A 25,925-nucleotide genomic window follows, 5' to 3' on the forward strand; every position below is an offset into this window, starting at 1 on the left:
CACTCGCGCCACACCCCACACTTACCGGACGGTCCGGTTCGGCTGATGCCACCCCTAACCCACGACATATCTGAGTTGTAAAGGCTGTAGGTATCGGTGGCGGCCACAGCATTCAGAAACGTTGCGTACTCGCTGTTGGTGACCTCGGTGGCACTGATCTGGTATTCATAACCGACCGCACCATAACCGGTGTCATCGGCGGCGTTATTGATATTGCCTACCGTCACCATCAGGCTCGCATCGGCTTGCTGACTGATGAGAAGCGTCAAGAAGCCGACAGAGGCCAAAAGGACAAATCGAGAAAACAGCATCGGAAAGCCTTTCATCGACGAGCCAACAAACGCCAATCAGGAATTTGGGACGGGAGCGGGGGAATAATGAAATTTAATTCTAGACAGCCGTTACAACGCAAACAATCATTAAAAACCTGATTCCCCCCCCCCTTTTTTCGTGGAAGGGTGCGTCAATCGCCGTCTTGCGAGGCGGTTTCCGTCTAAATTGAGATCATATCTTTCCGGTGGGTCGATTGATCATATTCGATTCCAAGGGGCGAGAATCCAGCAGATGTGAGCAGTAGTGCCAACAGTCGAAATGATTTGTCTTCGACGATGATTGGTTCAGCGTGCTCGTCCAGGCGGCTGTAATATTTGAGTTCGGTTTTCATTTGCTGCCCCTTTATCAAAGCCGAACAGCTGAAAGTTTGAAGTAGCAATTCTACAGCCGTCCGGTGGGAAGCAATCGTTGACCCCGTGGTAATGGCCAACGATCACTTTGAATATCTAGGTCGAGTTGGTGGCCTGATGACCACGTATTTAAATCGTTTATGCATTAGCTCTGCCTAACTGAAAAAAGCCCGCCGCCCTTCACACAGCAAGAGAAGACAACTGGGATGGTAATGGCGTCTTCTTGAGTGGTGACTTGGGGGCCGCTTTCGCCGATGGTAGCTATGACGCCGGCCCGAAAGTCGCGGTTGCAGCTGTGCCCGAGCCGTCCAGCATCGTTCTGGCTCTCGTTAGCCTAGTCGGCCTCACTCGCCGTCGTCATGGCTAATTTAGCATTCGATTCGATTGTCAAATGCGAAAGGCCTTTCGAAGCTTCGAGAGGCCGATTTTTGGGGGGGCTTAATAAGCCCCTCATTGCATCTTAAATTCCCCCGCTTCATTTGTTGCCATGGCGCAACTCCCTTTAAGAGGTCGAGGTTAATCGCTTGGTCCAGAACTCGAATGGGGGTGTGCCGCTGTCAAATCCATAACGACGGTAAACATCTTGAGCTCGCGTGTTATCGTCTCGAACTTCGAGCGTCATTTTGCAACAGCCGAGTTCAACGGCCAAAGACTCCACGGCTTGAAGTAATTGCAGGCCGACACCACTGCCGCGATAGGGTTCTTGCACAAACAGATCGTGGATGTTGACGAGTGGCCGAGCATAGAAGGTTGAATAACCTACAAAGCAGACGGCCATCCCCACGGCTTGGTCTGGGGCGATCGCGAAAAAAATTTGACTCGCCTCGTTCTTGTGCAGGTCGTGAACGAGTCTTTCCCGATTTTCAGCTGGTATGGGACGACTGTCGCCCATCGGATGTCGCATGTACGCATCCAGCAAATCAAGGAACCACGACTGATGTTCGGCTTTGTCGAGATTTGCTCGCAGAATGTTGACCTCTGCGAATTGTTCGCCGTTACTCTTCGTTGAGGGGGGGTTCGTACTCAAAGTCTTTCCATTTCATGGCGCGTCGAAACGGTTCCACTCTTAACAGAACCTCGCCTTTATGGAATAGGCGAACCGTTCCATTGGATTCACTGACCGTGACGGCAACAGCTTTTGTTTTTTTGGTAATTGCTGCTGCGGCCCAGTGTCGCGCACCCAGGCCCTTGGACAGCGTGACGTTTGCCGCAGTGGCATTCAAGTAACGGCATGCTGCATCGATGGTTCCATCGGCGGCTACAATTACCGCACCGTCTAGCGGAGCGATTTCCTTAATCGCCTCTCGCACGCGATGATCTTGGATATTGCGGTCGCTGCGATTGTATCCTTTGACCGGATCGAAGCCCAATGGCTCGCTGCTTTTTATTACGTTACGACTGTCACCCACCACCAGGATTGTACCGACGGGCTTTCCTTCTCGCCCTTCCCGTCCAATCTCGACTGCCAAGTCCATCACGGTCTTGAGCGTTTCAAGAGGTACATTTGTGCCCAGCTTGCGCAGGTCGCGGGCCGTCAGCCGCCCCAGATGTTCGTCGAGTCGGATGTGGCTCATCGAATCGACCCGTCCAGCCTCGAATCCGCTGTATAAGGCGATTACATCGGCGCCGGGTGCCAGTTGTTCGTTGGCTACAGCACTGAGCAAAGCGTGCGTAAGCTTATCGTACACCGCAGCTCCTGGCATGTTCAGCTGAACCGTTTCTAGCTCTAGCTCCTTCGCAGTAGCCAGTTCTGCGTCCGTATCGCCCGCAATAATTAGCTTTCGACGCTTGCCCACTTGCTTTCGAAGACCTTCCAGATTGGCGGGTAACTCCACCAGCAAGAGAATCGCGTCAGCCTCGATGGACTTGGCCAATTGGACTGCGAGTTCATAGATTGGATCAACGGGTTCCAGCGACTTTTGTGCAGTCATGCGCGAGATGCAATCAGGCAAAGAGGCAACAAAAGATGAGCTAACACGATGACCGAATCGTAGACTGTTTGCGGCCCGCTCGCAACCCGAACTATTTCGGAGACGAAAACAATAAGAGCACGAGCACAGGAGCTAACGCCGTTGTCGAAAACGACGGGACGGAGTCGGCTCGTTTCCGCGGCGAACAAGAGTTGCCGGTTGTTTCCAATTCGTCTCGAATACTCGCTCGTGGTAGAGACGCAGTGCGCGGACAGCGTGCCCTTTTGGCCCATATTCCCAATCATGGTAGCGATGTTGCACCATCAGGTTGGTTAGGAATGCCACCGATCGGGTGATGCGGTCGTCAACTAACTGCTCGTCGGTCGACGCGAACACGATCCACTCAAGAATGTGCCCGGTGGTTTGTAGTTTTCGGTCGTTCCCTCCCCAGTCGCTTCGGCGCTTGAACCAATCGCTGCTGAAGCTGCCGTCGCGATTTTGGAGTGACATGGCATACTTGTAGTACTCGTTTACGAATTTTTCAGCTCGCCACCATTGCCCCTCGACTGGTTTTTGAGCCTCTTTTCGCTTTTTGACGGCGTAAGACAGGCCCATAATGCGATGGGTTCCACCACAGGCGGCACCATTGACCGGCTGAGCTAACTCTGCCCGAATCAAACGAGGAAGGTCCCACTTTTCACCTCGTTCATTCTTCCACTTGGCGTCGGTGCTGAGGTAGTGTGAGAGCCCAATCAGCTTGAAAGTAAGCTCCATCGGTTCTCGGCAAGTTAGTTGCTCTTCTTTGACAAGCTGTTCAATCGTGAAGTCGTGACCTTGGGCCCGAATCGCATATTCTCGTGGGGTATCGGTCTGAGCTGCCATCGCCAGGAATTGCCCTGAATGGCCTTGATAGCCGGGGCCCTCACGGCCCTTGATGCGTCCATCGGAAACGTAAAACAGTCGCCTTCCTGCGCAGGATTGGTTGCTGCAGAGCCACTTGAGAACGCCGGTTCGTTTTCCCCGCTCACTGCCGATACGAATCTGTGAGTCGACACCCCAGCCGAGGAAGGAGTGCATCATTGACCAGCAGCTGTGTTCGCCGCTATTCAGCATTTTCGGCTCATAGACGCGAAGACAATTTTCGATGGGGCGACGCAAATTCGCAACACGGGCTGGAATCACACGGGCTGGGGGCTGCGTGTCTTCTGAAGTGGTTGCTGCCAAGTTGCTCAATCTGTCAGCGATTTTGCGGGGTACTAAAGGTTGGGGTTTCGCAGTGAGCTGCTCCGCAGTTTGAATCGAGTTTTCGGTGCTGATTTGCTCGGTGCTGATTTGCTCGGTGCTGATTTGCTCGGTGCTGATTTGCTCGGTGCTGATTTGCTCGGTGCTGAGTTGCTCGGTGCTGAGTTGCTCGCTGTCAGTGCTGACATCAGCTGATTCTTGATTGGTCAAAAAGCCAATTTCTTTCAGCACATCACCGAAGACTGCTTCCAGCTCATCCGTTTTCGGCGTGCTTTTCGCAATTTCTTGCGAATGCGAGGCTACCGAAGTGATTGCTGTGGCTTTTGAGATGTGGGTTTGGAGGTCGGCTGTTTCTGGGGAAAACCAGAGAAAGCCAACGATATCTAGCGAGCGGGTAGACTCTTCCGCGAAACAGGCTGAGGACGCCAGTAGGCCGATGGACGCGCAAATAGCGTACGTCCAGGTTTTCATGTTGAGAGTCTGGATGAAGGTCGATGTAAGCTGCGTCATGGTTAACGATCTGGGCGGGCGTGGGAGATAGGGGGGATGGTTTGACAATGCGCCAGTTTGCTTGCTCCCGTGGGCGTTGTGGACCCAACGGCGTGTTGCTGTGGTATCGGACTTGTTCCTCGATCAGTTGATAGCCGTTGGCGGATCCGCGATTGGTTTCGATGTGGAACGAGCGGATGGACAGTTTCTGTCGGCTGCACCGACGGGTAGAAAGCTCTAGCCGTTACATTCCACAAACCCAATCAAGAATCAGCCGACCTTCTTGCTCTAAAGAATTCGGGTGCTATCGGATTTATTGGGCATCGACCAGTTGCGTGCTTTGAGAAAAACTGACTGATATTTATCGAAAACAGAATTAAGAAGCGCTGCGGAGTCGGGGGGGGGGGACTGAATAGTCTGTTGGGGGGCTGGTTGCCGGTCGGCAGTTAGTCCGTGACCGACCCTAAATCTTGTGATCTGAGCTGGCGGGCGGCTACTGGAGTTCACGTGATCTTCCGGCGATTGATTCGGGATTTTCGTCTTCTGGTTCTGTCGTGGTTGGGGCTGCTGTGCTGTTCACGAGTTGTTTCCAGAGTCGGACGTCATTTCCCAGGTTTTTACCGGTATTTTTTCGCAGTGATTGCATGGCGAGATATTGAATTGCCGGATCGGCATCATCGAGGGCCTGCCCGAGTGCGGCGGTTGCTTCAAGGCTCTCGAACTGACCGAGTTCCTGCGTTGCAGCTTGTCGGACGTCGAGATTTAAATCGCTGCGATTAACGCCGATCAAGAGTTGCAAGGCTTGCGGTGATCCGATGCGTCCTAGTGACCGAATCGCTTCAATGCGAATGTCTGGGTTTGCATCTTCGAGTGCAGCTTCCAAGCCGGGAATCGCAGCCGGGGTTGAAAATAGTCCGAGTGTCTTTGCAATGGCGTGGCGGACAGCCGGTTCAGGTTCCTTGTTATACGCTGAAGAGATCGTCCTTGCGATTTCGCTTTGTTCAGCGGGTTCCATTCGGCTGACTCGCTTTTTCAAGCCTTCCAGCCGCTCGATTTTGGCTGAAATGGAAGCCTGGTCGCTGCCCGGAAGTGGAGCTTCGGAAAAGCTGAAGGGGGAACGCCAGCTGAATCGATCCGTGGCACACCCGACAATCCCAATGAGCGTCAGGATGGCACAGAAGGCGAGCTGAAGTGAGCCGTATTTGACGTGTTTGGTAATTCGTTCCCGCAACATGGTCAATTCAGTGTCTCAGCGGAGAGGCGTTTGATCTATGCGATCTGAGCTTGTGGTTTACTTGCCACAAACTTGCCCGCAAAAGTCGCTCGCGGTTGTGTGAATAGATGGAATTTCGGCGGGAACTGTAGCAAACCGAATCAAATCTGGATAGAGCGATTTCAAGTCGCGTTGCGTTGAGTGTGTTTGCGGGGAGAAGTTAGGGTGCTGATGCCAGACTTTTATTGAACGCGATGGGTGGGAACGGGGGCAGCTGGAGAAAAGCTCTGGAGGCTGATCCGAGTAGGGGTGACTTCTGCTAGTGTTGCTACGCTGTCACTGATGCTTGCTTCGAGTTGATTGGGGGTGACGACAGCTCGTGCATTGACGAACAACGTGGCAGTCGGGACTGAGGCATGAGATGCGATGGAAAGTTCAACATCGACATCCGACCCCACGAGATTAGAAACGGCAAATTTGTCGTTTGACTGACATAGAATCTTTAGGTGAGCCGGTTCCGCGCCGGTTGCCAACAAGTTGTCTCGAATGGTTTGCATCAGCTCGACAACGACGCGGTCGATGGAGAAACTGTCTTGATTTTTTGCAGTTAGTTCGTAGGACGCATTGAGCCAGCCAAGTTCCGCTTCGCCTTCTGCGTAGCGTTGATAGTCCACGTCCATCATCCGTTTGCGTAGTGGACTGCTTTCTTCGAGCGTTTGAGTGAGACGATCGAATCCAGTGCCATCTTTTCCACTGACCATCGTAACTGTTTTATCTGGGAACCGTTGTTCGACTTGTCGCTTGAGCTGCTGTTTTTGATCCTCCGACAGTTTGTCAATCTTGTTGATCGCGATCAGGTCTGCCTCTTCCATTTGTTTCAGGAAGATATAAGCGGCCTGAGGCGAAAAACCCGATGCTCCATCGCCACTCAGAATTTTTGCACCGTGTTCTGGCTTTAGTAAAACCGTCAACGGCGCAATCTGGTAATTGCCATCGTGGAAACGGCGCAAGGGTTCAATCACTGTCGCGACCAAGTCGGTGCAGCTACCGACGGGCTCTGTAATTACGATGTCGGGGTGATGCTCTTTTTTGAGGCCGTCGATCGTGGATAGGAGGTCATCAAATTTACAGCAGAAACAAGCGCCGGGTACCTCCCCTACATGGAATCCTTGGGCACGCAAGGCCTGGGTGTCGACGAGGCCATTGGCTTGGTCATTTGTAATGAGGCCGACCTTTTGCCCTTGCGCGGTGTAATGTTTGGCGAGTCGAGCAATCGCTGTGGTTTTACCAGCTCCAAGGAACCCGCCAATCATGATGAACTTGGTGCGCGACATTGAGATTTCCCGAAACTTTCCAGACACACTGGTCAAATAGGCCATGCTGAGAACCAGCCCTCATTGTTAGAATAGAAGGGTTCGACTTGTTCGTCGAGGTGTAGGATGACCTTAACAGGTTGGTTTAAATTAGAGAGTTGATCGTAGAGGCCGTTCGAAATCCTCCGCCCGAAGAATGGTGTATTGACGGCGCAGGATGTTGACCCTTTATGAAACCGTTCCGAAAGCTTCGAATCCTTGACTTCTGCTGATTTCGGCACTGACCCGCTTCCTCGACCGTGAGGTAAAATGAGCAAACGATTCATGTCATCTGGTTGGCCGATTAACGACCTTGAGGTGCTTGAGGCGTTAAAAAGAGCTTTTGCGTCGGGTGACTGGGGCCGTTACCACGGTGCTGAATGTGAAGGATTGGCAGGGGATTTGGCGGAGTATCACGGTGTCCAGCATGCCTTGTTGTGCTCTTCGGGAACGATTGCGGTTGAACTCGCATTGCGGGGCTTGGGAGTTACTCGGTCGGATGAAGTGATTTTAGCCGGTTATGATTTTCCTGGGAATTTTCGCGCGATTGAGAATCTTGGTGCTCGGCCCGTTCTCGTTGATCTAGAAAAGGGACGTTGGACTCTATCGGCCGACTCAATTCAAGAAGCGGTTACCACGCAGACCAAGGCCGTGATTGCCTCTCACCTTCATGGCGATATCGCCCCGATAGAAGAAATTGCTAATGTTTGTCAACGATTGGGGATCGGGTTGATCGAAGACGCCTGCCAGGTGGTGGGTGCTCAGATTGGCGAAAGACGTGCTGGCACGATTGGTGATGTGGGTGTATTGAGCTTTGGTGGCAGCAAGTTGATTACGGCTGGGCGAGGGGGCGCTGTGCTCACCGACTCTCCCGCAGTTGCCCAGCGAGTGCGAATCAATAACGAACGGGGCAATGAAGCCTATCCGCTGAGCGAACTGCAAGCTGCCGTCTTACGACCCCAACTCACAAAACTCGATTTCCGAAATCAAAAGCGCTGGCTGAATGTACAGTATCTACGCACTCATTTACAAGATTTACCGTGGAGGACGCCTAACGGTTGCACCGACGACCTCCTGCCAGCTTTCTTTAAACTCGGTTGGTTCGTTACCAATCTCTCCCAGCCAACGGCTTCTCGAGAGGAGCTTATTTCGCTGCTCAGCCAGATGGGGGTATCCGTCGGCGCTGGATTTCGCGGCTTCTACCGTCGATCAAGCCGCCGCTGTCGATCGGTTGGCAACTTGGAAAATAGCAAGATCGCGGCGGATTGCACACTACTCTTGCACCATGCCGACTTGTTGGGTGACGACGACCACGTCTGCGAGTTGGCCAAAACGATTCGCGACGCGATCATCCTAGCGATGGATCGCTGACTGAGAGAGACGGTTGAGCGAGTGACATTCGTGGAACACACTCATTGCGTCGCCGCACGATCCTCGGCTCTTGGGCTACTTCACTGTTTGGGAAGATGAGTGATCACTCGTACCAGATCCCACGTGAGTAGCGGCTTTTTCCGTGCGGCGACATGCGACGTCTAATGGAGTTGGCGAGGCATCGGATCGTGCAGCTCGCCTTCATGAGCTACCCAAGGGGCAGCGACAGAAGTGGCTACGGATTCTTCGCTCTCCGCGTCTTCGATTGGTACTTCGACCTCGAAAGACTTCATGATGGGTTCGAGTTCTCCGCGGACGATTCGAACCTCTTCTGGAGCACTAATGCCCAGCGTGACTCGATTGCCACTGACGCGGTTGACGGTGATCCGAACGTTGTCACCGATGACCAACTCTTGACCAGATTTTCGACTTAGTACTAGCATTTTTTGTCCTCCTCCATGATCCTCGTGGGAAGAAAAGAAACCTCGTCATGCCGGCTCGTCAACAGCTTTTGGATTGGTGTCGAACGCCCTGCCGGCTTAAGTGTTTTCGCAAACAACGTGCCACGTTTGGTCACGCCTAGAGAAACCGCGTCAATATCCCGCGAAATCCGCCAAAAAAAAATCTATTTTTCGCACGCTAGCATGGTGCTTGCTATCCAGACGCCGTGTAACAACAATGCAGTAAAAAGCGACAGTTTGTCTCAGTTTGAGATTGGGAGGTGTCTCCCGCAGTCGCCATGAACGGCTTTTATCCCTGATAGCGAGCGCTGAGCGGACGGATCGAGCCGATCGATTACTCGAGATTCCGATGTTTACGGGGTTAAGTCCGCGTGGGTCGGATGCCTTTGACTAACAGGATTTCCGCATGACAAGACGCATGAGTCCGGCGATCGCCACCTGTGTTATTTTGAGTTTCCTTTCTTTGTCTGCAGCGGGCGATGAGGCCACGATTCGGGGGGGCTCTTCCAATGCTCAGAAAGCTTTAACGCGAGCGGCCGACGCCGCCAAAGCGAGACAATCACAGGAGGCGGTTGATTGGGCAACGAAAGCGATCGAAACCGGCGCAGCCGACCCAATCGCTTTTTATCTCAGAGGACGTGAGCGGTTAAGGCTTGGTGAATTTCAAAAATCGGTGGCCGATTTTGACCGATATCGAATCCTGCGTCCGGCGGTCGCGTCGCGTTTATGGGAGCGAGGCATTGCCTGCTACTACGCGAAGCAATTTCAAGCAGGTGCTGATCAGTTTCGTGCTTACCAAACTTACCACGGCAATGACGTGGAGAATGCAGTTTGGCACGTTGTCTGTCTGGCTCCCTCAATTGGATTTGAACAGGCTCAGTCCAAGATGCTGCCGATCGAATTTGACGCGAGAATTCCGATGATGGACATTTATCGTCTGTTTCGTGGCGAGGGCAAACCAGAGGATGTGATGCGGGCCGCACGGCGAGGAAATCCAACGCCTCAGCAGCTGAACGATCGATTGATGTACGCGAACCTCTACCTGGGGTTGTATCACGAATCGAAAGGTGAACTCGATCAGTCGCGAAAATATCTTGAGACAGCCGCCCAAAAACATCGAAATGACAACTACATGTGGGACGTCGCCCGAGTCCACGCAAAATCTCGTCGAAAGTCGGACGCGTCGAATTCTCAGCCGTAGCATCATTTTGACATCGCTGAACGCGTAATTTGCTATAATGGAGCAGATTATGGACGTTGTGATTCTCTGCCTTATCGCGATTTGCCAATCGCAATCCTTCAGTGAACGGGTGCATTTAATGGCCCTTTGCCCTCCGCGTTGGAAGTTTTTGATCAGCGGTTGTTTGTTGGTCATGATAATGAGTTCGCTGGGTGCGGCTCAGGAATCGGCAGTCACGGCCCAACGTAGGGAGTTTTTCGAGCGCAAGGTGCGTCCCTTGTTGGTGCAACATTGTTACGAATGTCACAGTGGGCAGTCGGAAAAATTGCACGCGAATCTCTATCTCGACAACGGAGCTGACATTCTGTCGGGTGGCGATTCGGGTCCAGCGGTTGTGCCGGGGAATGTTGACGAGAGTCTGTTAATTTCGGCCGTTCGATACGAATCATTTGAGATGCCTTCTCGAAGAAAGCTCTCTCCAGTAGAAGTCAAAAACGCTGGAACGGTGGGATCGAGGGCGGAGCTTCCTACGGGGGTACAGATGAGTGGGGGTACAAGGCCGTCCAGGGAAAGCTTGAGATTCATGACCTGCACGCCACGATGTTGCACCTGTTGGGGATTGATCATGAACGAAACACTTTTCGATTTAGTAGCCGTGACATGAGGTTGACTGATGTCGGTGGACATGTGATCCATGAGATTCTCTCCTAGTCAGGATTCACCATGAACGTGGTTGGTAGCGGGCTTGTTCGAAACACGGCAATTGTTTCCTCTGGAATAAGACGAGAAAACTGAAATGAAAAAATGGCGTATGGCAGGCAGCAAAATTTTGCGACTGGAATCTTGTCCGCTCGTTGATTTGCGGTGGAATTGCCTTTTGTTGCTGCTCTTCAGTTGGGCTTGGTTGGCTGCCGAAGTTGTTGCGGCAGAGAATCCACCCAACATCATTTTTATCATGGCTGACGATTTGGGTTACGGTGATCTGGGATCATATGGGCAGTCAGTCATTCAAACACCCAGGTTGGATGAATTGGCGCGAGAGGGAATGCGATTCACACAGTTCTACGCTGGTTCCACCGTTTGTGCTCCTTCCCGTTGCGTGTTGATGACGGGTTTGCACACGGGGCGATGCTTTATTCGTGGCAATGGAAAGGACAACTTGCGACCTGATGACTTAACCGTCGCTGAGGTTTTGCATCAGGCGGGCTATCAAACGGGCTTGATAGGGAAATGGGGACTTGGCCACGAAGGATCGACCGGACTACCGACACGCAAAGGCTTTGATTACTTCTTCGGCTATCTCGATCAACACCACGCGCATAACTTTTATCCGTCTTTCCTTGTCCGCAACGAAGAACGAGTCTCGTTACCGAATGTGGTTCCCAACGAAGGGCGATGGGGGCAAGGTGTCGCAAAGCAAAAGCAAGTGTATAGCCATGATCTGATGGCAGTCGAAGCATTGCAGTTCGTAGAAAATCACAAGGACGGTCCCTTCTTTCTCTACCTGGCTCTCACCATTCCTCACGCGAACAACGAAGCGAGGAAAGCGGGAATGGAAGTACCCGATTTGGGGCCCTACGCCGCGATGGACTGGCCTGAACCTCAAAAGGGGCATGCGGCTATGATCACCCGCATGGATCGCGATATCGGCAGTTTGCTAGATAAATTGAAGGAATTGGGGATCGATCAAAACACGATCGTCTTTTTTACTTCTGATAACGGACCGCACCGAGAGGGCGGAAACGATCCAGATTTTCACAATTCGAATGGTGAATTGCGCGGGATCAAGCGCTCTTTGTTTGAAGGTGGAATTCGTGTTCCGTTGATTGTCCGCTGGCCGGGGCACTTGACGCCGGGAACAGAGAATGACTGGATTGGCGGTTTTCAAGATGTGCTTCCGACTCTTGCGGAACTGGCCGGTGGTGAGGAAGGAATTACACAAGAGATCGATGGGATTTCTTTCGTTCCGGCCATGAAGCAGGAATCGAGTCAACCCGATCACGAACATCTTTATTGGGCCTTCTACGAGGGCGGGGGTGCTCAAGCGATGCGGGAGGGGAAATGGAAAGTAATCCAACAGCCTTTCCAGACTCCGGTGCGCCTTTATGATTTGTCGAAAGATCTTGGGGAGACCACGAATCTCGCCGATCAGTCTCCGGAGGTGGTTGAGCGATTGAAACAAAAAATGACCGCCGAGTATCAAGCATCGGACCGTTGGCAATTTCCAAAACCCAAGGGCTCACCGGCAAAGAACAGAGCCCGGGTCGGCGCGACCGATCGGAAGAGGAAATAATCATGCTGGGTTGCTCGAATCGAGCTTTGGCTTCTCTGCTGTTAGGCTGGCTTTTTGCGTTTCCAGTCATTGCTGAACAAGTTGTGAAGCCGAAATTTAATCGAGATATTCGTCCGCTACTCGCAGATCGATGCTTCAGTTGTCACGGTCCGGATGCCGAGGCGCGTGAAGCCGATTTGCGTCTGGATGATCGACAAGCCGCCATGGCTGCGGGCGTTTTCTCGCTGGACGTGGACGAGAGTGAATTGTGGCAACGGATCACGAGTGGGGACGATGATTATCGAATGCCACCAGCCGAGTCGAACAAGCCACGTTTACAAGCGGAGGAATTGACTCGCGTGAGAAGTTGGCTGCAAGCAGGTGCTGAATACGACGTTCATTGGTCATTGACACCGCCTCAACGCCCTGCACTTCCGACTGTTCAAGCGATTGATTGGTGTGCGAATTCGATCGATCGATTTGTCCTCGCTCGGCAAGAACAGAATCGTCTCGCTTCATCCGAAATGGCGGATCGTGTTACGTTGCTCCGTCGCCTCTATTTTGATCTGATCGGCCTGCCACCTGAGCCTGAAGTGGTTGCCACTTTTGTTGCCAATCAAGATCCGCAAGCCTACGAGCAGGTTGTCGAAAGGTTACTTGCCTCTCCGCGTTTTGGTGAGCGGATGGCAATCTATTGGCTTGATCTAGTCCGGTTTGCCAATTCGGTTGGCTACCACGGAGATCAAGAGCATGCGATTGATCCGTATCGCGATTATGTGATTGCTTCGTTTAACGAAAATCTCGCCTTTGATCAGTTTACAATCGAACAACTTGCCGGTGATCTACTGCCGAATCCGACCCAGGATCAACTGGTCGCGACCGGTTACAATCGTTTGCTGCAAACGAGCCACGAAGGGGGTGTTCAGCAAGCAGAGTATCTGGCGAAGTATGCAGCGGATCGAGTGCGGAATGTGTCGGCGGCTTGGATGGGTGCGACGCTGGGATGTGCTGAGTGTCACGATCATAAATTTGATCGATTTCCGCAGCGAGACTTCTATCGATTGGCTGCATTCTTTGCTGACGTCGATGACCTGCAAACATTTCGAGGATCCAATTCTACGCCCACGCAACGCTTGCCCGAATTGACCGTCCTATCACGCGTGGATCGTAAGCGTTCGAATCATCTGTTGCGACGAATTGAGCTTTTAAAGACCGCGGACGATGGGGCGGATGAACGGCTGGCCGAACTGCAAGAAACGCTGGAGCAATTGCAATCTCGTGGCACGCGAACGATGGTAACCAAGGCGATCGAACCTCGAGTCATTCGCGTTTTAGATCGCGGAGATTGGATGGATGATGCTGGAGAAGTAGTGGCTCCGGGAGTTCCCGTGGCGCTACCTGACCTGCCCCGTTTGGAACGGCGAGCGACGCGGCTTGACTTGGCACGGTGGTTAACCAGTATCAATCATCCGTTGACCGCTCGAGTATTTGTAAATCGAATTTGGAGCTTGTTATTTGGTGTTGGGATTTCGCGAGATCTGGAGGACTTGGGATCGCAGGGTGAATGGCCGACCCATCCAGATTTGCTGGATTGGCTTTCGACGGAGTTTGTCCAGAGTGGCTGGGATGTTAAGCATCTCGTCCGTCAGATCGTGCTCTCTAAGACTTATCGGCAAAGCTCGGTGCCGACAGTTGCGATGCTTGCACACGACCCTGATAATCGATTTTTTACGAGGGCTGAGCGTTTTCGCCTCTCGGCAGAACTGGTTCGAGACACACTCTTGTCAGTCAGTGACCTGTTAGTACTCGACGATCAACTAGCCTCCGCCAGGCCACTGCAGCCTATCGGTTATTATGCGCATTTGAATTTTCCCCCGCGCCGTTACGAGCCCGACCAGAACTCCAGTCAATATCGTCGCGGAGTCTATATGCACTGGCAGCGACAGTTTTTGCATCCGATGTTGAAGGCATTTGATGCGCCCTCTCGTGAAGAATGCACGCCACAACGTAGTCAAAGCAATACGCCGCAAGCAGCGTTGACGCTTTTGAATGACCCCTGTTTGGTGGAGGCCGCGGTTGGTTTTGCCGTCTGTGCCTTGAGGCAAAGAGATGTTGGCGATTCGGTGAGCGATCAACGTGAACTTCACCGAATCGCCTGGATGTGGCAAGAGGCTCTCTCTCGAAAGCCTCTTCCGGAGGAGACGAAAATTCTGAGGCGAGTGCTCGGGGAAAATCGGGATTATTATCAACAACATCCGGCAGCAGCAGCGGAACTGGTGCCGGCAGAGATTGAGCCGGTGCAGCAGATCGAAATAGCGGCCTGGACTGCGGTTGCTCGCACAATACTGAACCTTGGTGAGACACTGACAAGGAACTAAAGCTATGTCTCATGACAATCAAAAAGATATCCTTGCTCGACGGAGTTTCTTGACTCAGTCGTCATGGGGGCTCGGTGCCGTTGCCTTGGCTGAACTGCTCGGAGCTCAGGGAACGCAAGCCAGAGCTGGTGAAATGTCAGAAGGAGTGGTTAAGCCGCTGCATTTTCCTGCCCGCGCTAAGCGAGTGATTTTTCTCTGTATGGCGGGCGGTCCATCCCATTTAGAAACCTTTGACTACAAACCTGCGTTGGCCAAAATGGATGGTCAGCCGATGCCGTCATCCTTCACGCAGGGCCAACCGATCGCCCAGTTGCAGGGGCAACAGCTTAAATGTTTGGGCCCTCAATTTTCTTTTTCACGTGTCGGTCAGAGTGGTCAGGAAATTTCTGATGTGTTGCCTGGAATTCAGTCCATTGCAGATGATATCTGCATCATTCGATCCTTGCACACGACGCAGATCAATCATGATCCAGCCCACACTGTGATGAACACGGGAACTTCGGTTTCTGGGCGGCCGAGCATGGGCAGTTGGGTTTCCTACGGTCTAGGGACAGCAAATCGCGATTTGCCTTCGTTCGTTGTCTTGACCAGTATTGGGGGCCGTAATCCCCAGCCGATCGCGTCGCGGCAATGGCACAGTGGCTTCTTGCCTAGCCGATTTCAGGGTGTTGAGTTCTATGCGAATGGTGATCCGGTCCACTACATTCGATCGCCCGCGGGTGTCTCTGATCAGCAGCAACGTGGTATCGTGCAGGGAGTCTCCGAGTTGGATCGGATGCGCAATCAGTTGGTTCGTGACCCGGAGATTGCCACACGAATTCGACAGTATGAATTGGCTTTTCGCATGCAGGCCAGTGTGCCTGATTTAATGGATTTTTCCGATGAATCTGCCGACACGCTCAAGATGTATGGGACGGAAGGAGCGGACGGTAGTTATGCTTCGAACTGTTTACTCGCTCGCCGACTTGTCGAACGCGGTGTCCGCTTCGTTCAACTTTATCATCGAGGTTGGGATCATCATGGGGATCTTGTCCGCTACATGAAAACCTGCAGCGGGCTCTGCGATGGCCCAAGTGCTGCGTTAGTGCGAGATCTCAAACGTCGAGGGTTGTTGGAGGATACGTTGATTGTGTGGGGCGGTGAGTTTGGTCGTACACCCATGTTTCAGGGGAAAGGCGAGCAGCCTGGACGCGATCACCACATTCGTGCGTTTTCGATGTGGATGGCGGGGGGGGGAATCAAGGGAGGGATGACCTATGGCGCCACGGACGAACTGGGGTACCATGCGGCTGAAAATCGTGTGCATGTACATGATCTGCATGCGACGATGTTGCGATTGTTAGGAATCGATCACCTGCGACTCACCGTTCGCCATCAAGGACGCGATTTTCGTTTGACCGATGTCCACGGCGAGGTGATCAACCCAATCCTTGCCTGAAATCGAGCAAGAGGTCCGAGGATGTTAGATATCGATGTGGCGGCCTGTCGAGGTCGGCAGCAACGATTACTGAATGTGATGCATCAACACCAAGTCGACTTGGTAATCGTGACGATGATCGAGCACGTTCAGTATCTAGTGGGGCCGCGATTTGGTTGGATGTTTCAGCCGGCGGTTGCCCTGGCAGCGGATGGTCGGGTGACGTTGGTAGCCCCCGAACGCCGCCTGCCCGAAGTTCATGCGGCAGATGAGTTGATCGGTTACGAGGCTCAATGGCATTCGACGTTGCGAAATGACCAGCGTCACGAATCGACGCAGATCCTCCAGGATGTGCTCGAGATGTCCCGTGTACGACGTTTGGGATACGAGTTTAGCTGTTTTACCAGCTACTTTTCTTGGGAAGGGTTGGGTTTTGACATCGAGCCTTACCTTTGGCAGTTGAGACGACGAAAAGATCCCGATGAACTCGCTCGTCTTCGCATGGCCATTCGTGGCACCGACCGGATGTATCAAAAGGCCCGGGAGATGATCCGACCTGGCGTGAATGAAATTGATGTGTTCAACGAATTGCAGTCAGCCGCCGTACGCGAGTTCGGTGAGCCATTGACGGGAACAGGGAATGATTATCGATGTGGAGCGCGGGGGGGACCACCTCGTGATCGACCCGCGCAAGCGGGAGAACTTTATATTCTCGATCTTGGTCCGGCGTATCGCGGCTACTTTGCTGACAACGCGCGCACCATTGCTGTGACATCACCTACTGATTCACAATGCCAGGCCTTTGAATATTGCCAGCAGGTTTTGCAGCATGTTCAACAGGTTGTACGACCTGGCAAAAGCGCAAGAGAGCTGTTTCAGGAAGCGCAGGAGATCCTTGACGCGAGTCCAGTCGGTGCCTTTAACCATCATTTGGGCCACGGGATTGGCCTGTTTCCCCACGAGTCACCGCATCTAAATCCAAATTGGGATGACACCTTTGAAGAGGGAGATGTGTTTACGGCTGAGCCCGGTTTGTATGATCCTCAGCTTGAAGCAGGGATTCGCGTTGAGGACGATTATGTCGTGACCCAATCGGGTGTTGAAAAACTGAGTCACTGTCCACGTGAATTAAAGCTTTAGAATTCTCAGAATACGGAGACGAAAAGATGATCTCAGACGATGCGGTGGGTCTGCTTTTTTGAGGAAAATTCTACCAGGGGTTCGACCGCAGGCAGGGGATCGAATAGATTGAGTTTCACGCTGTCGAAGACATGTTTGGCATCGGAGGAGCAAATCCATGAATTCGCTGGATGGTCAACTGTTAATTGCGTCGCCGCATCTACCAGATCCAAATTTCTATCGGTCGGTTGTGTTGATCGTTGAACATGAATCGGATGGTGCGTTGGGGCTTGTCCTCAACCGAGTTGGAACGAGTCGTTTAGAGGACGTTTGGCAGTCTGCTTGTGATTCAAAATGTGTGATGCGAGACCAATTGCGAGTCGGAGGGCCTGTCGAGGGACCCTTAATGGTCTTGCACGTGGAGTCAGACTTGGAAGGATACGAAGTGGTGCCTGGCGTTTTCTTTTCCACGGAACGGGATGTTTTAGAAGCGTTGGTGGCCCGTGATGATTCGATCTGCAGGATCTTTAGTGGTTACTCGGGTTGGGGCAGCGGGCAGTTAGATCAAGAGATGCGAGTGGGAGGATGGCTGACAATGAAAGCTGACGCTCGTCACATCTTTGAAATCGAAGAAGAGACGCTCTGGGACACCGTGACGAGCTCGATCGGTGAAGAGATCACGCGATCTGCTCTCGGTCTCAAACACATCCCGTCTGATCCAACCTGCAATTAGGTTTCTCTGGGCGTCCAGATACATCCTGCCCAGGACCAGCCAACACCAAATCCAATCAGGATGTTGTGCTGTTGGGATCGGATTCTGTTTTGGCGACGCAAGTCAGAGATTAAAATGGGCAGTGTCGAGCTAACCGTGTTTCCGCAATTCTCCAGGCAGATTGGCATCTGCTGATCATCGAGTTGAAGTCGCTGCTGAAGCTGCTGCAGCATCTTTAGCGTAGCCTGATGCAGCAAATAAAGTTCGACTTCGTCTCGGGATAGCTGCGCACTTGCCAGGATATCGGTGATCACCTGCGGAACGGCTCCGATCGTGAAATTCATCAGGCTCGGGCCGTCCATATACAACGCACTGTCCCATCGTTTGCGATGACGCGGGCGGTGCGCGTCTTCGGGAGGACGTGCGCCCCCTTCAGTCACCAGCAAAGTGTCAGCTCCCGATCCGTCCGTTCCAAATTGAAAGCCGGTGAGCGTTGGTTCGTCGCAAGCCTCAATCAGGGTGGCTGCGGCCGCGTCGCTGAAAATTGTGCGTAGACTGCGATCGTTTCGAACGATGTATTTGGAATAGGTTTCCGCGGTGATCAGCAGAACGCGTTTCACAGCGCCGGTTCGAATCAGACCGTCAGCGATTGCCGTGCCGTAAACAAATCCGGAGCAGCCGAGATTGAAATCCATCGCGCCTGTCTGCTTCGGGAGGCCAAGTCGCTCTTGCATCAAACAGGCGGTCGTTGGCAGCGGGTAGTCGGGAGTTTGGGTGCAAAGCAGCAAAAAGTCGATCGAACTCGGATCGATGTTTTGCTCTTCCATGAGCTTTTGGGCGGCTTTGACACCCAAGTCGGACGCACATTCGTCGTCAGCAGCGATGTATCGTTGAGCAATTCCCGTTTTCGTATAGATTAAGTCCAAATTCCATTCGGGAAACTCACTTGCCAGCTGTTCATTCGTTTCTACCCGCGAGGGGAAATGGACAGCGATTGGGCCGATTGAAGCGTATTGCACGTCAGATAATGCCGCTAAGTTAAAACACGATATCTATGATGCGGCAAATCGACTTCGCTGATCGAAAACAGGCCGCACGTTGATCCGTCATTGGAAGCGAAAGGCCCTATTGTAGCTAATTTTGAATAGACCGATACGCTAATCGACGTCCACAAGCATCTCTTGACCCGGATCCGGGCGCGTCGATACACTTCGCCCGCGAGGTAATCCCATAGCATGATAGGGCGGAATCTGCCGATATCGGCCCGAGCGTTCCTACCTGTCTGTTTCGAGCTTCCATTGGTGGCGATTTGGAAAGACACGCAGCTTTTGTCGATATTCATTGCCATTTGCTTCCTGAGCTAGATGATGGCGCTGATAATTGGAGTGAAGCCCTGCAGATGGCGCGGATCGCCGTTGACGATGGGATCACTCATTCAATTCTCACACCTCATCAACTGGGCGGCTATCGTCAGAATACGGCCGCTCGTATTCGGCAGCAGGCAAGTGAGTTTCGGAGACGCTTGCAAGAGGCTCAGATTGAGCTGGATCTTGCCGTGGGTGGTGATGTGCGCATCGAACCTGATATCGCCGAACGTCTCGATGATGATTGTGTATTGACGCTAGCCGATCGAAAACAGTACGTGCTGCTCGAGTTACCGCACGAGTTGTATTTTCCGCTCGAACCTCTGCTTGCACGTCTTCAACGTCAAGGGCTGACCGGAGTTCTGTCGCATCCCGAACGAAATCAAGGGATTGTGGCGAATCCGACTGTTGTATCCGGACTCGTCGATGCTGGTTGCCTGATGCAATTGACCGCTGGAAGTGTGACGGGAGCTTTTGGGCCGCAGGCGGCACATCTTTCTGAATCGATGTTGCGCGATGGCCTTATTCACTTGGTTGCCACGGATGCACACGGGGTCAACGCGCGACGTCCGAAAATGAGCCGTGCCTATGACAAGATTGTTTCGCTGATCGGTGAGGAATCTGCCGCCCAACTGTGCTGCATTAATCCTCGTCGGATCTTTGACGGGGAGGTTGTGCAGGCTGGCCGACAACCCAAAAATCGTTCTCGTCGACGTTGGTTTGGACTGGCTCGTTCCACCTGATTGCCTGTATGTGATTGGTCAATGACGACCACTTCGAAAATGACCGCCTAGGAATGCCATGTGCTTTGCCAAACGGATTCGTAACTGCCCTGGCCAAGTGCTCAATCCTGGTCGCCTGACGATTGTTCTCCTTCTGAGAACCACGACGTTGCTCGTTCTGCTAGCAGTCTCGTGCCCTGTTACAGCTCAATCACATTGGCCCGATCGACAACGAGTCGGGCCAATGTTGTATCACGCAAATTTTTCGCTGGAGCCCTATCAGCAGCTCCTGCAAGAGATTTCCGTTCTCCAAGCTGAGATCCCTCGTCGCTTACGCCTGCAGCCGGCACGAGATGAAGTCTATCTCTATCTCTTCTCAGATGAAAAGATTTACGAAAAATATATGGGCCACCATTTCCCTGGAGTTCCTGGTCGTCGTGCGTTGTTTATCAAGGAACGTGGCCCCGGAATGGTTTTTGCCTATCGGAGTGAAGAATTTGCGGTCGACGTGCGGCACGAGTCAACCCACGCGATCTTGCATTCCTTCTTGCCGATGGTGCCGCTCTGGCTCGATGAAGGCTTGGCTGAATACTTCGAGGTTCCAGCGGACGATCGTTTGGAGCGGAACCCGCACGCCCGAAGTGTACGTTGGCGGATGCGACTGAAACAAGTGCCTGATCTGCGGCGGCTCGAGCAGCTTAGTGAGCTCTCGGAAATGAAAAGAGACGACTATCGAGACGCCTGGGCTTGGGTACACTTCATGCTCCATGGACCTGATGCGGTGCGAACCGAGTTGAGAAGCTATCTGCTGGATATCCAAAATCATGTTCCACCCGGCCGTTTATCTGATCGGCTCGGTCGCAAGCTCCCTCACCTGAATCAACGTTTCGTTGAGCACTTTCAATGATGTCATGCCAAGTCGATAGCGTTTCCTGCCCGGGAGATTGATCTGGACATCGAGTGAAACTTTCGATAACAGAAAGTGCATAGAGTAACTGGCTGTCAAAAAGCAAAAGTTGCATTTCGCTTTATTATTCCTGTCTGACGAAATTCCTGTCTGACGAACGGAATTAAAGCGGGTTTATTAAGCAGGCAGGAATTCGTCATGGGGCGAAATGCGCATCGAATCGTCGTCTTCGAATTGGAAGAAACGCTCGGCCTGAGCAGCGATTTCCAAGAGAATGGTTTCACGGCCGTTGATCGGTTGGCCCAAGAACGCCTCGGGCTTCTCGGCTTTCAAGATCATTGCTGGGAGCTTGCGACGGTGGGGCAAATTGTTCCCTTCTTTCACTCCCTTTTGTCGCGGTTTGTCAGCGAGCCTTCGGAGGCGTTGGTTGCCGAGTTTGCGACCTGTTTCATTCGTTCTCAGCCTGCCGCTCTCCTGCCGTCGGAAACGGTTCGTGCGTTGGAAGAGTTACGGCAGGTGGTCGTGCTGACAATGCTGGCAGACGGGCCGTTTGTCGAACAGAAGGCCAAGTGTTTGAGTTTGCGGCTGGAGAGCTTGGTCGACCGCATTGTTTTTCCAGATTATTGGGGGTGCGGGTTCCGACTGCCCCATCCGCGAGCAATGATGAGTATTCAAAACTGCTCGGGCATTGGTCCGGAACGATGCACATTTCTGGCGGCCCGACGAAATCAGACATTTTGGCTGGCCCGACGACTGGGATGGAAGACAATCTGCCTCGCGGAAACTGACACGCTCGCCGCTTCGGATTGGGGTGACGTGCCGATTGCCTCGTTGTCGGCCCTTTCGAGGTCGATGCGGGATAAGCCGAAGGCAGCTTGATCGCCCATCGGCGCCGAGGCAAAGCAGGCAAACTAAGGCAGGCACCTCGCTTCTTCTCGATTTGCGGCTTTTTTTTTGCCGACATAGATCTACGGACGTGTCGGTCATCAAATGCAAAGGAAACGCGCCGTGTCGGCTAGGAATATTTTCGATTCGATTTATTTAACTTGGTTTTCACAGCCCAAGTGCGATCGTGCGTTATTCCGGGTCGTGAAAAAACAGCGAATCTCAAAGCTGGTCGAGATTGGGCTCCGCGATGTCGAACGATCGCAACGACTGATCAGGATGGCACAAATCGCGTCAAATGGCGAATACGAGGTGCGTTACACCGGAATCGACCTCTTCGAGGCCCGTGAAGCCGATGAAGCAGTCATGACGTTGAAGGGGACGCATCAATCGTTGGCGCAAATGGGTGCTAGCGTTCGTCTGATTCCAGGCGAACCGACCGGTGCGCTCTCCCGCTATGCGAATCATTTGGGCGGGACGCAATTGTTGATCATTTCCCATCGTATGAGTCGGAGTCTTGAAGCCGCCTGGTACTACGTCCCGCGCATGCTGACTGAGAAAGCTTCTCTTTTCATTCAATCCTCGCCGGATTCTGCGAACCAAAACAGCTATCGGCCTGTCTTGCCGGATGAAATTCAACGTTTAGCCGACACCGCGGGTCGCGGCGAACGAAAGGCAGCCTAGCTATCTTGGTGGATTTTGGGCGTCTCCTGCGGTCCCACCATCAGTGGATGGCGGGGCAGTGGCTTACTGGCGATTGCTGCTTTGGAAAAAAACAGCAATCGACAAAGGTGATCGACTCATTCAAATAGGATGAACCTTCCCGTGTTGGTAGTCGTAGGGAGCGGATTGACTGCCCAGGCGAGGTTGATTGAATGGATGATCCAAACAGAGTCTCGTTCACGTACGACGAACACGACGAACACGACGTCACGATCGATTCGCCTGGACGATATGAAAGTGAAGCGTTGGATCGTCGTGTGGCTCTCATTGACGGTTCGGGGCCTGCAATTTCTGGCGAGATTCAACATCAACGGCAGTGCCGTCTGCGTCTAGCCGCTTTCGTGATGTTTTTTGAGTTTGGAATTTTTCTCGCCCGAAATCTCCTTTGGCCAGGCAGTCAAAACAGCTCCCTCTCTTTTGGGGTTTTCCACGGTCTTGTGACGGTGATGTTAGGTGCCCTTGGTTTGACCTTGTGTCGCTCTTGCTCCGTGTCGATGGTCAGCTTGAGGGTAAAAGAGATTTTGATTTTTGGGTTACCGGCCATATTTTTATTCTGTTTGCAATACGCTGAGATGACCGCATCTGCCCGACAGGGGTTCCTGCCATCGGTTGTCAGTAGCTGGCTGCTTCTGATGTTTACCTACGCATTTCTTGTCCCGAATCGTTGGAGGATTGCGTCGTGTGTGTTGGGTGTCATGGTCGTTGCCCCGAGTGGTCTTATTGTCTGGTTGTTGGCAACCGATCCATTCTGTCAACAGGCTCAAAACGGAGGCTCGACTTACGTCACGAACCAACTCTTTTCTCTTCTGTTGGGTGCGGTGATTGCTGTGGTGGGCGTACGAACACTCCGACTGCTACGGTACGAAGCATTCGAGGCTCGACAGCTGGGGCAATACCATTTGAGAAGACTTATTGGGCGAGGCGGAATGGGAGACGTTTATCTGGCAGAGCACCAGCTAATGCGTCGACCCTGTGCAGTCAAGGTGATTCAATCGGACCGGGCTGGCGATCCTCGTTCGCTGGCTCGTTTCGAGCGTGAAGTGCAGGCGATCTCGAAGCTGTCGCATTGCAACAGCGTTGACATCTACGATTACGGGCGGACTAACGACGGGACGTTTTATTATGTCATGGAATACTTGCCAGGCATGAGTTTACAGCATTTGGTAGAAAAGCATGGGCCCTTGCCCGCCTCGCGTGCGATTCATCTGTTGGTGCAAACTTGCGATGCGCTCGCCGAAGCTCATGGGCAGGCATTGATTCACCGAGACCTTAAACCGGCCAACATTTTTGCCGCCGAACGTGGCGGGGTTTACGACGTGGCGAAATTACTCGATTTTGGACTCGCCAAGCCATTAATCAGCAATTCATCGGCCGAATTGTCTGCCGATGGGCTGATCTCGGGTTCGCCGCGGTTCATGGCGCCAGAACAGGGGTTGGGAGCCGACGAAGTGGATGCTCGAAGTGACATTTATTCGTTGGGTGCTGTCGGCTACTACTTGGTGACCGGTCGTCCACCCTTTGAGGGTGACAAACCATTAAAGGTGATTTTCGCTCATGCGAATCAGCCGGTGACACCCCCTTCTGCGTTGCAGAAAGGAATCCCAGATGACCTGGAAGCTGTTCTCTTACGTTGTTTAGCTAAAGACCCGGCAGATCGTTTCCAATCGGTCGACGAATTGGCGCAAGCTCTTGGTTTCTGTCAGGATGCCGGACAATGGACACGACGAGACGCTTCTGTTTGGTGGTTAGAAAGCGAGCGGGCTGTTTAGAGGCGATCCACGGCGTTAGCCACTTGAAACATCCGTGCCGGCCTTGTCCCGCAGAGGGCTTTGGGCGAAGCTCGGAAGGGAAGCTCGATTGAATCAATTATCTCGTGTTCGAGCGTTTTTTCTTCGCGGTGCGTCGTTGGGCAGAATGAGGGTTGAAAACGACCGCCAGTCTCGCAGAGCTGGCATTAGTCGATATAATGACGGATTCCATTTGGTAGAAAAGAACGCCATGCTACAACGGGGCGGAAAGTCACCGGTCAATTGGGCCGGATCTTACAGTCACCGATTGACGTTCGTTGGTCTAAACAAGAAGGGATCTAGTTGGCGATGAGTACGGCGCCTCGCACGATGTTCCAAAAGGTTTGGGATAAGCATGTTGTTCATGCGGAACAAGGTCAGCAAACGATTCTCTATGTCGATTTACAACTCGTGCATGAAGTGACGAGTCCCCAGGCATTTGAGGGACTCCGCACGGCCGGTCGAAAAGTTCGTCGGCCCGAATGCACTGTTGCTACCCCCGACCACAACATTCCAACTTCGGACCGGCATTTGCCGATTGCGGATCCCATTTCGCGACAACAAGTGGATACATTGCGAGCAAATTGCCGTGAATTCGGCATTAAGCTCTACGACTTAAACGATAACAAGCAAGGCATTGTTCACATCATCGGGCCCGAGTTGGGCCTGACACAACCGGGGATGACGATTGTTTGTGGCGATAGTCATACCGCCACGCACGGTGCGTTTGGCGCGCTGGCTTTTGGGATCGGCACGAGCGAAGTCGAGCATGTTTTGGCGACGCAAACACTTTTGCAATCAACTCCGAAGACATTTGAGTTGCGAGTTGATGGCGAGTTGGGAGCCGGTGTGACTGCCAAGGATCTGATTTTGTATCTGATTGGGCAGATCTCGACGTCCGGAGGCACCGGTTACGTGCTGGAGTACACCGGTTCAGCGATTCAGTCGCTGAGCATGGAGGAACGCATGACCGTCTGTAATATGTCGATCGAAGCAGGTGCTCGAGCTGGAATGATCGCACCCGATGACACGACTTATGAATACCTTGAGGGGCGTGAGTTCGTACCGAAGGGAGTGGATTTTGAACGGGCAGTCGCTGAGTGGCGAGATTTACCATCCGATCAAGGGGCAGTCTATGACCGGAGTCAGGCATATGCGGCGGAGGATATCGCCCCGCAAGTGACGTGGGGGACGAATCCGGGGCAAGTGATTCCGGTCGTTGATCCCATTCCTGATCCCAGTTTGCACAGCGAGGAAATTGAACAAAAAACTGCTCAAAGGGCTTTAGACTACATGGGAATACAGGCAGGAAAACCGATGACGGAACTCGGGGTTGACCGGGTCTTCATTGGGTCCTGCACGAACGCTCGCATCGAAGATCTGCGGGCGGCGGCAGCGGTCGTGCGGGGGCATCGTGTATCCGGAAAGGTCGATGCAATGGTGGTGCCCGGTAGCGGCCAGGTGAAGAGACAGGCTGAGGAAGAGGGGCTCGACAAAGTCTTTACCGCGGCCGGTTTCGATTGGCGGGACGCCGGTTGTAGCATGTGCCTCGCGATGAATCCTGACAAATTGATAGCCGGCGAACGTTGCGCCTCGACGAGCAACCGGAATTTTGAAGGTCGACAAGGAAAAGGCGGACGCACCCACCTCTGCTCACCTGCGATGGCCGCCGCCGCCGCAGTGAGCGGCCATTTTGTCGATGTGAGAGAGTGGGAATTCAAATAATGGCAAATAAGAT

Annotated in this window: 22 protein-coding genes and 2 pseudogenes; 15 read left to right on the top strand and 9 right to left on the bottom strand. The window is 52.9% G+C overall.

Features of this window, described 5'->3' with window-relative positions:
• The 7 genes from P8N76_11920 to P8N76_11950 form a co-directional block, all read right to left on the bottom strand.
• Positions 1-311, bottom strand: a 311-nt coding sequence (locus P8N76_11920) for a hypothetical protein (GenBank protein ID MDG2382369.1), incomplete at its 3' end; no start/stop codon positions are given.
• A gap of 182 nt (positions 312-493) precedes the next feature.
• Positions 494-664 carry a hypothetical protein gene (locus P8N76_11925; GenBank protein MDG2382370.1) on the bottom strand — a complete coding sequence of 57 codons (171 nt, stop codon included), beginning with the start codon at positions 662-664 and terminating at the stop codon, positions 494-496.
• Positions 665-1,185: 521 nt separating this feature from the next.
• On the bottom strand, positions 1,186-1,710 hold the full coding sequence (locus P8N76_11930; protein MDG2382371.1) for a GNAT family N-acetyltransferase: 525 nt from the start codon (positions 1,708-1,710) through the stop codon (positions 1,186-1,188).
• The gene (locus P8N76_11935; protein MDG2382372.1) at positions 1,679-2,614 is read right to left on the bottom strand and encodes a diadenylate cyclase; all 936 of its coding nucleotides are present in this window, start codon (positions 2,612-2,614) and stop codon (positions 1,679-1,681) included. Before P8N76_11935 ends, P8N76_11930 begins: the two co-directional genes overlap by 32 nt.
• 132 nt (positions 2,615-2,746) lie before the next feature.
• Positions 2,747-4,345 carry a hypothetical protein gene (locus P8N76_11940; GenBank protein MDG2382373.1) on the bottom strand — a complete coding sequence of 533 codons (1,599 nt, stop codon included), beginning with the start codon at positions 4,343-4,345 and terminating at the stop codon, positions 2,747-2,749.
• Between the two features lie 472 nt (positions 4,346-4,817).
• A complete protein-coding gene (locus P8N76_11945; protein ID MDG2382374.1) occupies positions 4,818-5,558 on the bottom strand; it encodes a HEAT repeat domain-containing protein in 741 nt (246 codons plus the stop codon).
• A 221-nt stretch (positions 5,559-5,779) separates the two neighbouring features.
• Entirely contained in the window at positions 5,780-6,871 is a 1,092-nt protein-coding gene (locus P8N76_11950; protein ID MDG2382375.1) for a GTP-binding protein, read from the bottom strand.
• A 303-nt stretch (positions 6,872-7,174) separates the two neighbouring features.
• On the opposite strand from P8N76_11950, the gene P8N76_11955 reads away from it, so the two are divergent.
• Positions 7,175-8,260 (top strand): aminotransferase class V-fold PLP-dependent enzyme, encoded by a 1,086-nt coding sequence (locus tag P8N76_11955; GenBank protein ID MDG2382376.1) that lies wholly within the window; start codon positions 7,175-7,177, stop codon positions 8,258-8,260.
• 161 nt (positions 8,261-8,421) lie between these two features.
• Here P8N76_11955 and P8N76_11960 read toward each other — a convergent pair whose 3' ends face one another.
• Positions 8,422-8,703 carry a carbon storage regulator gene (locus tag P8N76_11960; protein ID MDG2382377.1) on the bottom strand — a complete coding sequence of 94 codons (282 nt, stop codon included), beginning with the start codon at positions 8,701-8,703 and terminating at the stop codon, positions 8,422-8,424.
• Between the two features lie 424 nt (positions 8,704-9,127).
• Between P8N76_11960 and P8N76_11965 the strand changes: the two genes are divergently transcribed.
• The 8 genes and pseudogenes from P8N76_11965 to P8N76_12000 all read left to right on the top strand — a co-directional run bounded on the left by P8N76_11965 (position 9,128) and on the right by P8N76_12000 (position 17,820).
• Entirely contained in the window at positions 9,128-9,922 is a 795-nt protein-coding gene (locus P8N76_11965; protein ID MDG2382378.1) for a hypothetical protein, read from the top strand.
• A 178-nt stretch (positions 9,923-10,100) separates the two neighbouring features.
• A pseudogene (locus P8N76_11970) lies at positions 10,101-10,349 on the top strand (hypothetical protein).
• A 56-nt stretch (positions 10,350-10,405) separates the two neighbouring features.
• Positions 10,406-10,612 (top strand): annotated as a pseudogene (locus tag P8N76_11975) (DUF1501 domain-containing protein).
• An 85-nt stretch (positions 10,613-10,697) separates the two neighbouring features.
• Positions 10,698-12,194 carry an arylsulfatase gene (locus tag P8N76_11980; protein MDG2382379.1) on the top strand — a complete coding sequence of 499 codons (1,497 nt, stop codon included), beginning with the start codon at positions 10,698-10,700 and terminating at the stop codon, positions 12,192-12,194.
• Between the two features lie 2 nt (positions 12,195-12,196).
• Positions 12,197-14,551, top strand: coding sequence for a PSD1 and planctomycete cytochrome C domain-containing protein (locus P8N76_11985; GenBank protein ID MDG2382380.1), 2,355 nt, complete (start codon positions 12,197-12,199; stop codon positions 14,549-14,551).
• 4 nt (positions 14,552-14,555) lie between these two features.
• Positions 14,556-15,989, top strand: coding sequence for a DUF1501 domain-containing protein (locus P8N76_11990; protein MDG2382381.1), 1,434 nt, complete (start codon positions 14,556-14,558; stop codon positions 15,987-15,989).
• A gap of 21 nt (positions 15,990-16,010) precedes the next feature.
• The gene (locus tag P8N76_11995; GenBank protein ID MDG2382382.1) at positions 16,011-17,108 is read left to right on the top strand and encodes a Xaa-Pro peptidase family protein; all 1,098 of its coding nucleotides are present in this window, start codon (positions 16,011-16,013) and stop codon (positions 17,106-17,108) included.
• Between the two features lie 157 nt (positions 17,109-17,265).
• Positions 17,266-17,820, top strand: a complete 555-nt coding sequence (locus tag P8N76_12000) for a YqgE/AlgH family protein (protein MDG2382383.1) — start codon at positions 17,266-17,268, stop codon at positions 17,818-17,820.
• On the opposite strand, the gene P8N76_12005 is transcribed toward P8N76_12000, so the two are convergent.
• Positions 17,817-18,818 (bottom strand): ketoacyl-ACP synthase III, encoded by a 1,002-nt coding sequence (locus P8N76_12005; GenBank protein MDG2382384.1) that lies wholly within the window; start codon positions 18,816-18,818, stop codon positions 17,817-17,819. The genes P8N76_12000 and P8N76_12005 overlap by 4 nt on opposite strands.
• Before the next feature lie 290 nt (positions 18,819-19,108).
• On the opposite strand from P8N76_12005, the gene P8N76_12010 reads away from it, so the two are divergent.
• From P8N76_12010 to leuC, 6 genes are all read left to right on the top strand, one after another.
• Complete coding sequence (locus P8N76_12010) at positions 19,109-19,906, top strand: hypothetical protein (protein MDG2382385.1); 798 nt, start codon at positions 19,109-19,111, stop codon at positions 19,904-19,906.
• Positions 19,907-20,129: 223 nt separating this feature from the next.
• Positions 20,130-20,792, top strand: coding sequence for a DUF1570 domain-containing protein (locus P8N76_12015; GenBank protein ID MDG2382386.1), 663 nt, complete (start codon positions 20,130-20,132; stop codon positions 20,790-20,792).
• A gap of 198 nt (positions 20,793-20,990) precedes the next feature.
• The gene (locus tag P8N76_12020; GenBank protein MDG2382387.1) at positions 20,991-21,671 is read left to right on the top strand and encodes a hypothetical protein; all 681 of its coding nucleotides are present in this window, start codon (positions 20,991-20,993) and stop codon (positions 21,669-21,671) included.
• Between the two features lie 129 nt (positions 21,672-21,800).
• Entirely contained in the window at positions 21,801-22,361 is a 561-nt protein-coding gene (locus tag P8N76_12025) for a hypothetical protein (GenBank protein MDG2382388.1), read from the top strand.
• A 191-nt stretch (positions 22,362-22,552) separates the two neighbouring features.
• Positions 22,553-24,169, top strand: a complete 1,617-nt coding sequence (locus tag P8N76_12030; protein ID MDG2382389.1) for a serine/threonine-protein kinase — start codon at positions 22,553-22,555, stop codon at positions 24,167-24,169.
• Between the two features lie 327 nt (positions 24,170-24,496).
• Complete coding sequence (leuC, locus tag P8N76_12035) at positions 24,497-25,912, top strand: 3-isopropylmalate dehydratase large subunit (GenBank protein MDG2382390.1); 1,416 nt, start codon at positions 24,497-24,499, stop codon at positions 25,910-25,912.
• Positions 25,913-25,925 lie beyond the last annotated feature (13 nt).

It is taken from the genome of Pirellulaceae bacterium (assembly GCA_029243025.1).
Classification (GTDB): Bacteria; Planctomycetota; Planctomycetia; order Pirellulales; family Pirellulaceae.

Excerpts from the sequence above, each read along its gene's own strand:
- P8N76_11955 (MDG2382376.1), top strand. The coding sequence starts at position 7,175 with ATGTCATCTGGTTGGCCGATTAACGACCTTGAGGTGCTTGAGGCGTTA.
- P8N76_11925 (MDG2382370.1), bottom strand. The coding sequence starts at position 664 with ATGAAAACCGAACTCAAATATTACAGCCGCCTGGACGAGCACGCTGAA.
- P8N76_11950 (MDG2382375.1), bottom strand. The coding sequence starts at position 6,871 with ATGTCGCGCACCAAGTTCATCATGATTGGCGGGTTCCTTGGAGCTGGT.
- P8N76_11980 (MDG2382379.1), top strand. The coding sequence starts at position 10,698 with ATGAAAAAATGGCGTATGGCAGGCAGCAAAATTTTGCGACTGGAATCT.
- P8N76_11990 (MDG2382381.1), top strand. The coding sequence starts at position 14,556 with ATGTCTCATGACAATCAAAAAGATATCCTTGCTCGACGGAGTTTCTTG.
- P8N76_11960 (MDG2382377.1), bottom strand. The coding sequence starts at position 8,703 with ATGCTAGTACTAAGTCGAAAATCTGGTCAAGAGTTGGTCATCGGTGAC.
- P8N76_11940 (MDG2382373.1), bottom strand. The coding sequence starts at position 4,345 with ATGACGCAGCTTACATCGACCTTCATCCAGACTCTCAACATGAAAACC.
- P8N76_12030 (MDG2382389.1), top strand. The coding sequence starts at position 22,553 with ATGGATGATCCAAACAGAGTCTCGTTCACGTACGACGAACACGACGAA.
- P8N76_12000 (MDG2382383.1), top strand. The coding sequence starts at position 17,266 with ATGAATTCGCTGGATGGTCAACTGTTAATTGCGTCGCCGCATCTACCA.
- P8N76_11995 (MDG2382382.1), top strand. The coding sequence starts at position 16,011 with ATGTTAGATATCGATGTGGCGGCCTGTCGAGGTCGGCAGCAACGATTA.
- P8N76_11935 (MDG2382372.1), bottom strand. The coding sequence starts at position 2,614 with ATGACTGCACAAAAGTCGCTGGAACCCGTTGATCCAATCTATGAACTC.
- P8N76_12015 (MDG2382386.1), top strand. The coding sequence starts at position 20,130 with ATGTTGTATCACGCAAATTTTTCGCTGGAGCCCTATCAGCAGCTCCTG.
- P8N76_11945 (MDG2382374.1), bottom strand. The coding sequence starts at position 5,558 with ATGTTGCGGGAACGAATTACCAAACACGTCAAATACGGCTCACTTCAG.
- P8N76_11965 (MDG2382378.1), top strand. The coding sequence starts at position 9,128 with ATGACAAGACGCATGAGTCCGGCGATCGCCACCTGTGTTATTTTGAGT.
- P8N76_12020 (MDG2382387.1), top strand. The coding sequence starts at position 20,991 with ATGGGGCGAAATGCGCATCGAATCGTCGTCTTCGAATTGGAAGAAACG.
- leuC (MDG2382390.1), top strand. The coding sequence starts at position 24,497 with ATGAGTACGGCGCCTCGCACGATGTTCCAAAAGGTTTGGGATAAGCAT.
- P8N76_11985 (MDG2382380.1), top strand. The coding sequence starts at position 12,197 with ATGCTGGGTTGCTCGAATCGAGCTTTGGCTTCTCTGCTGTTAGGCTGG.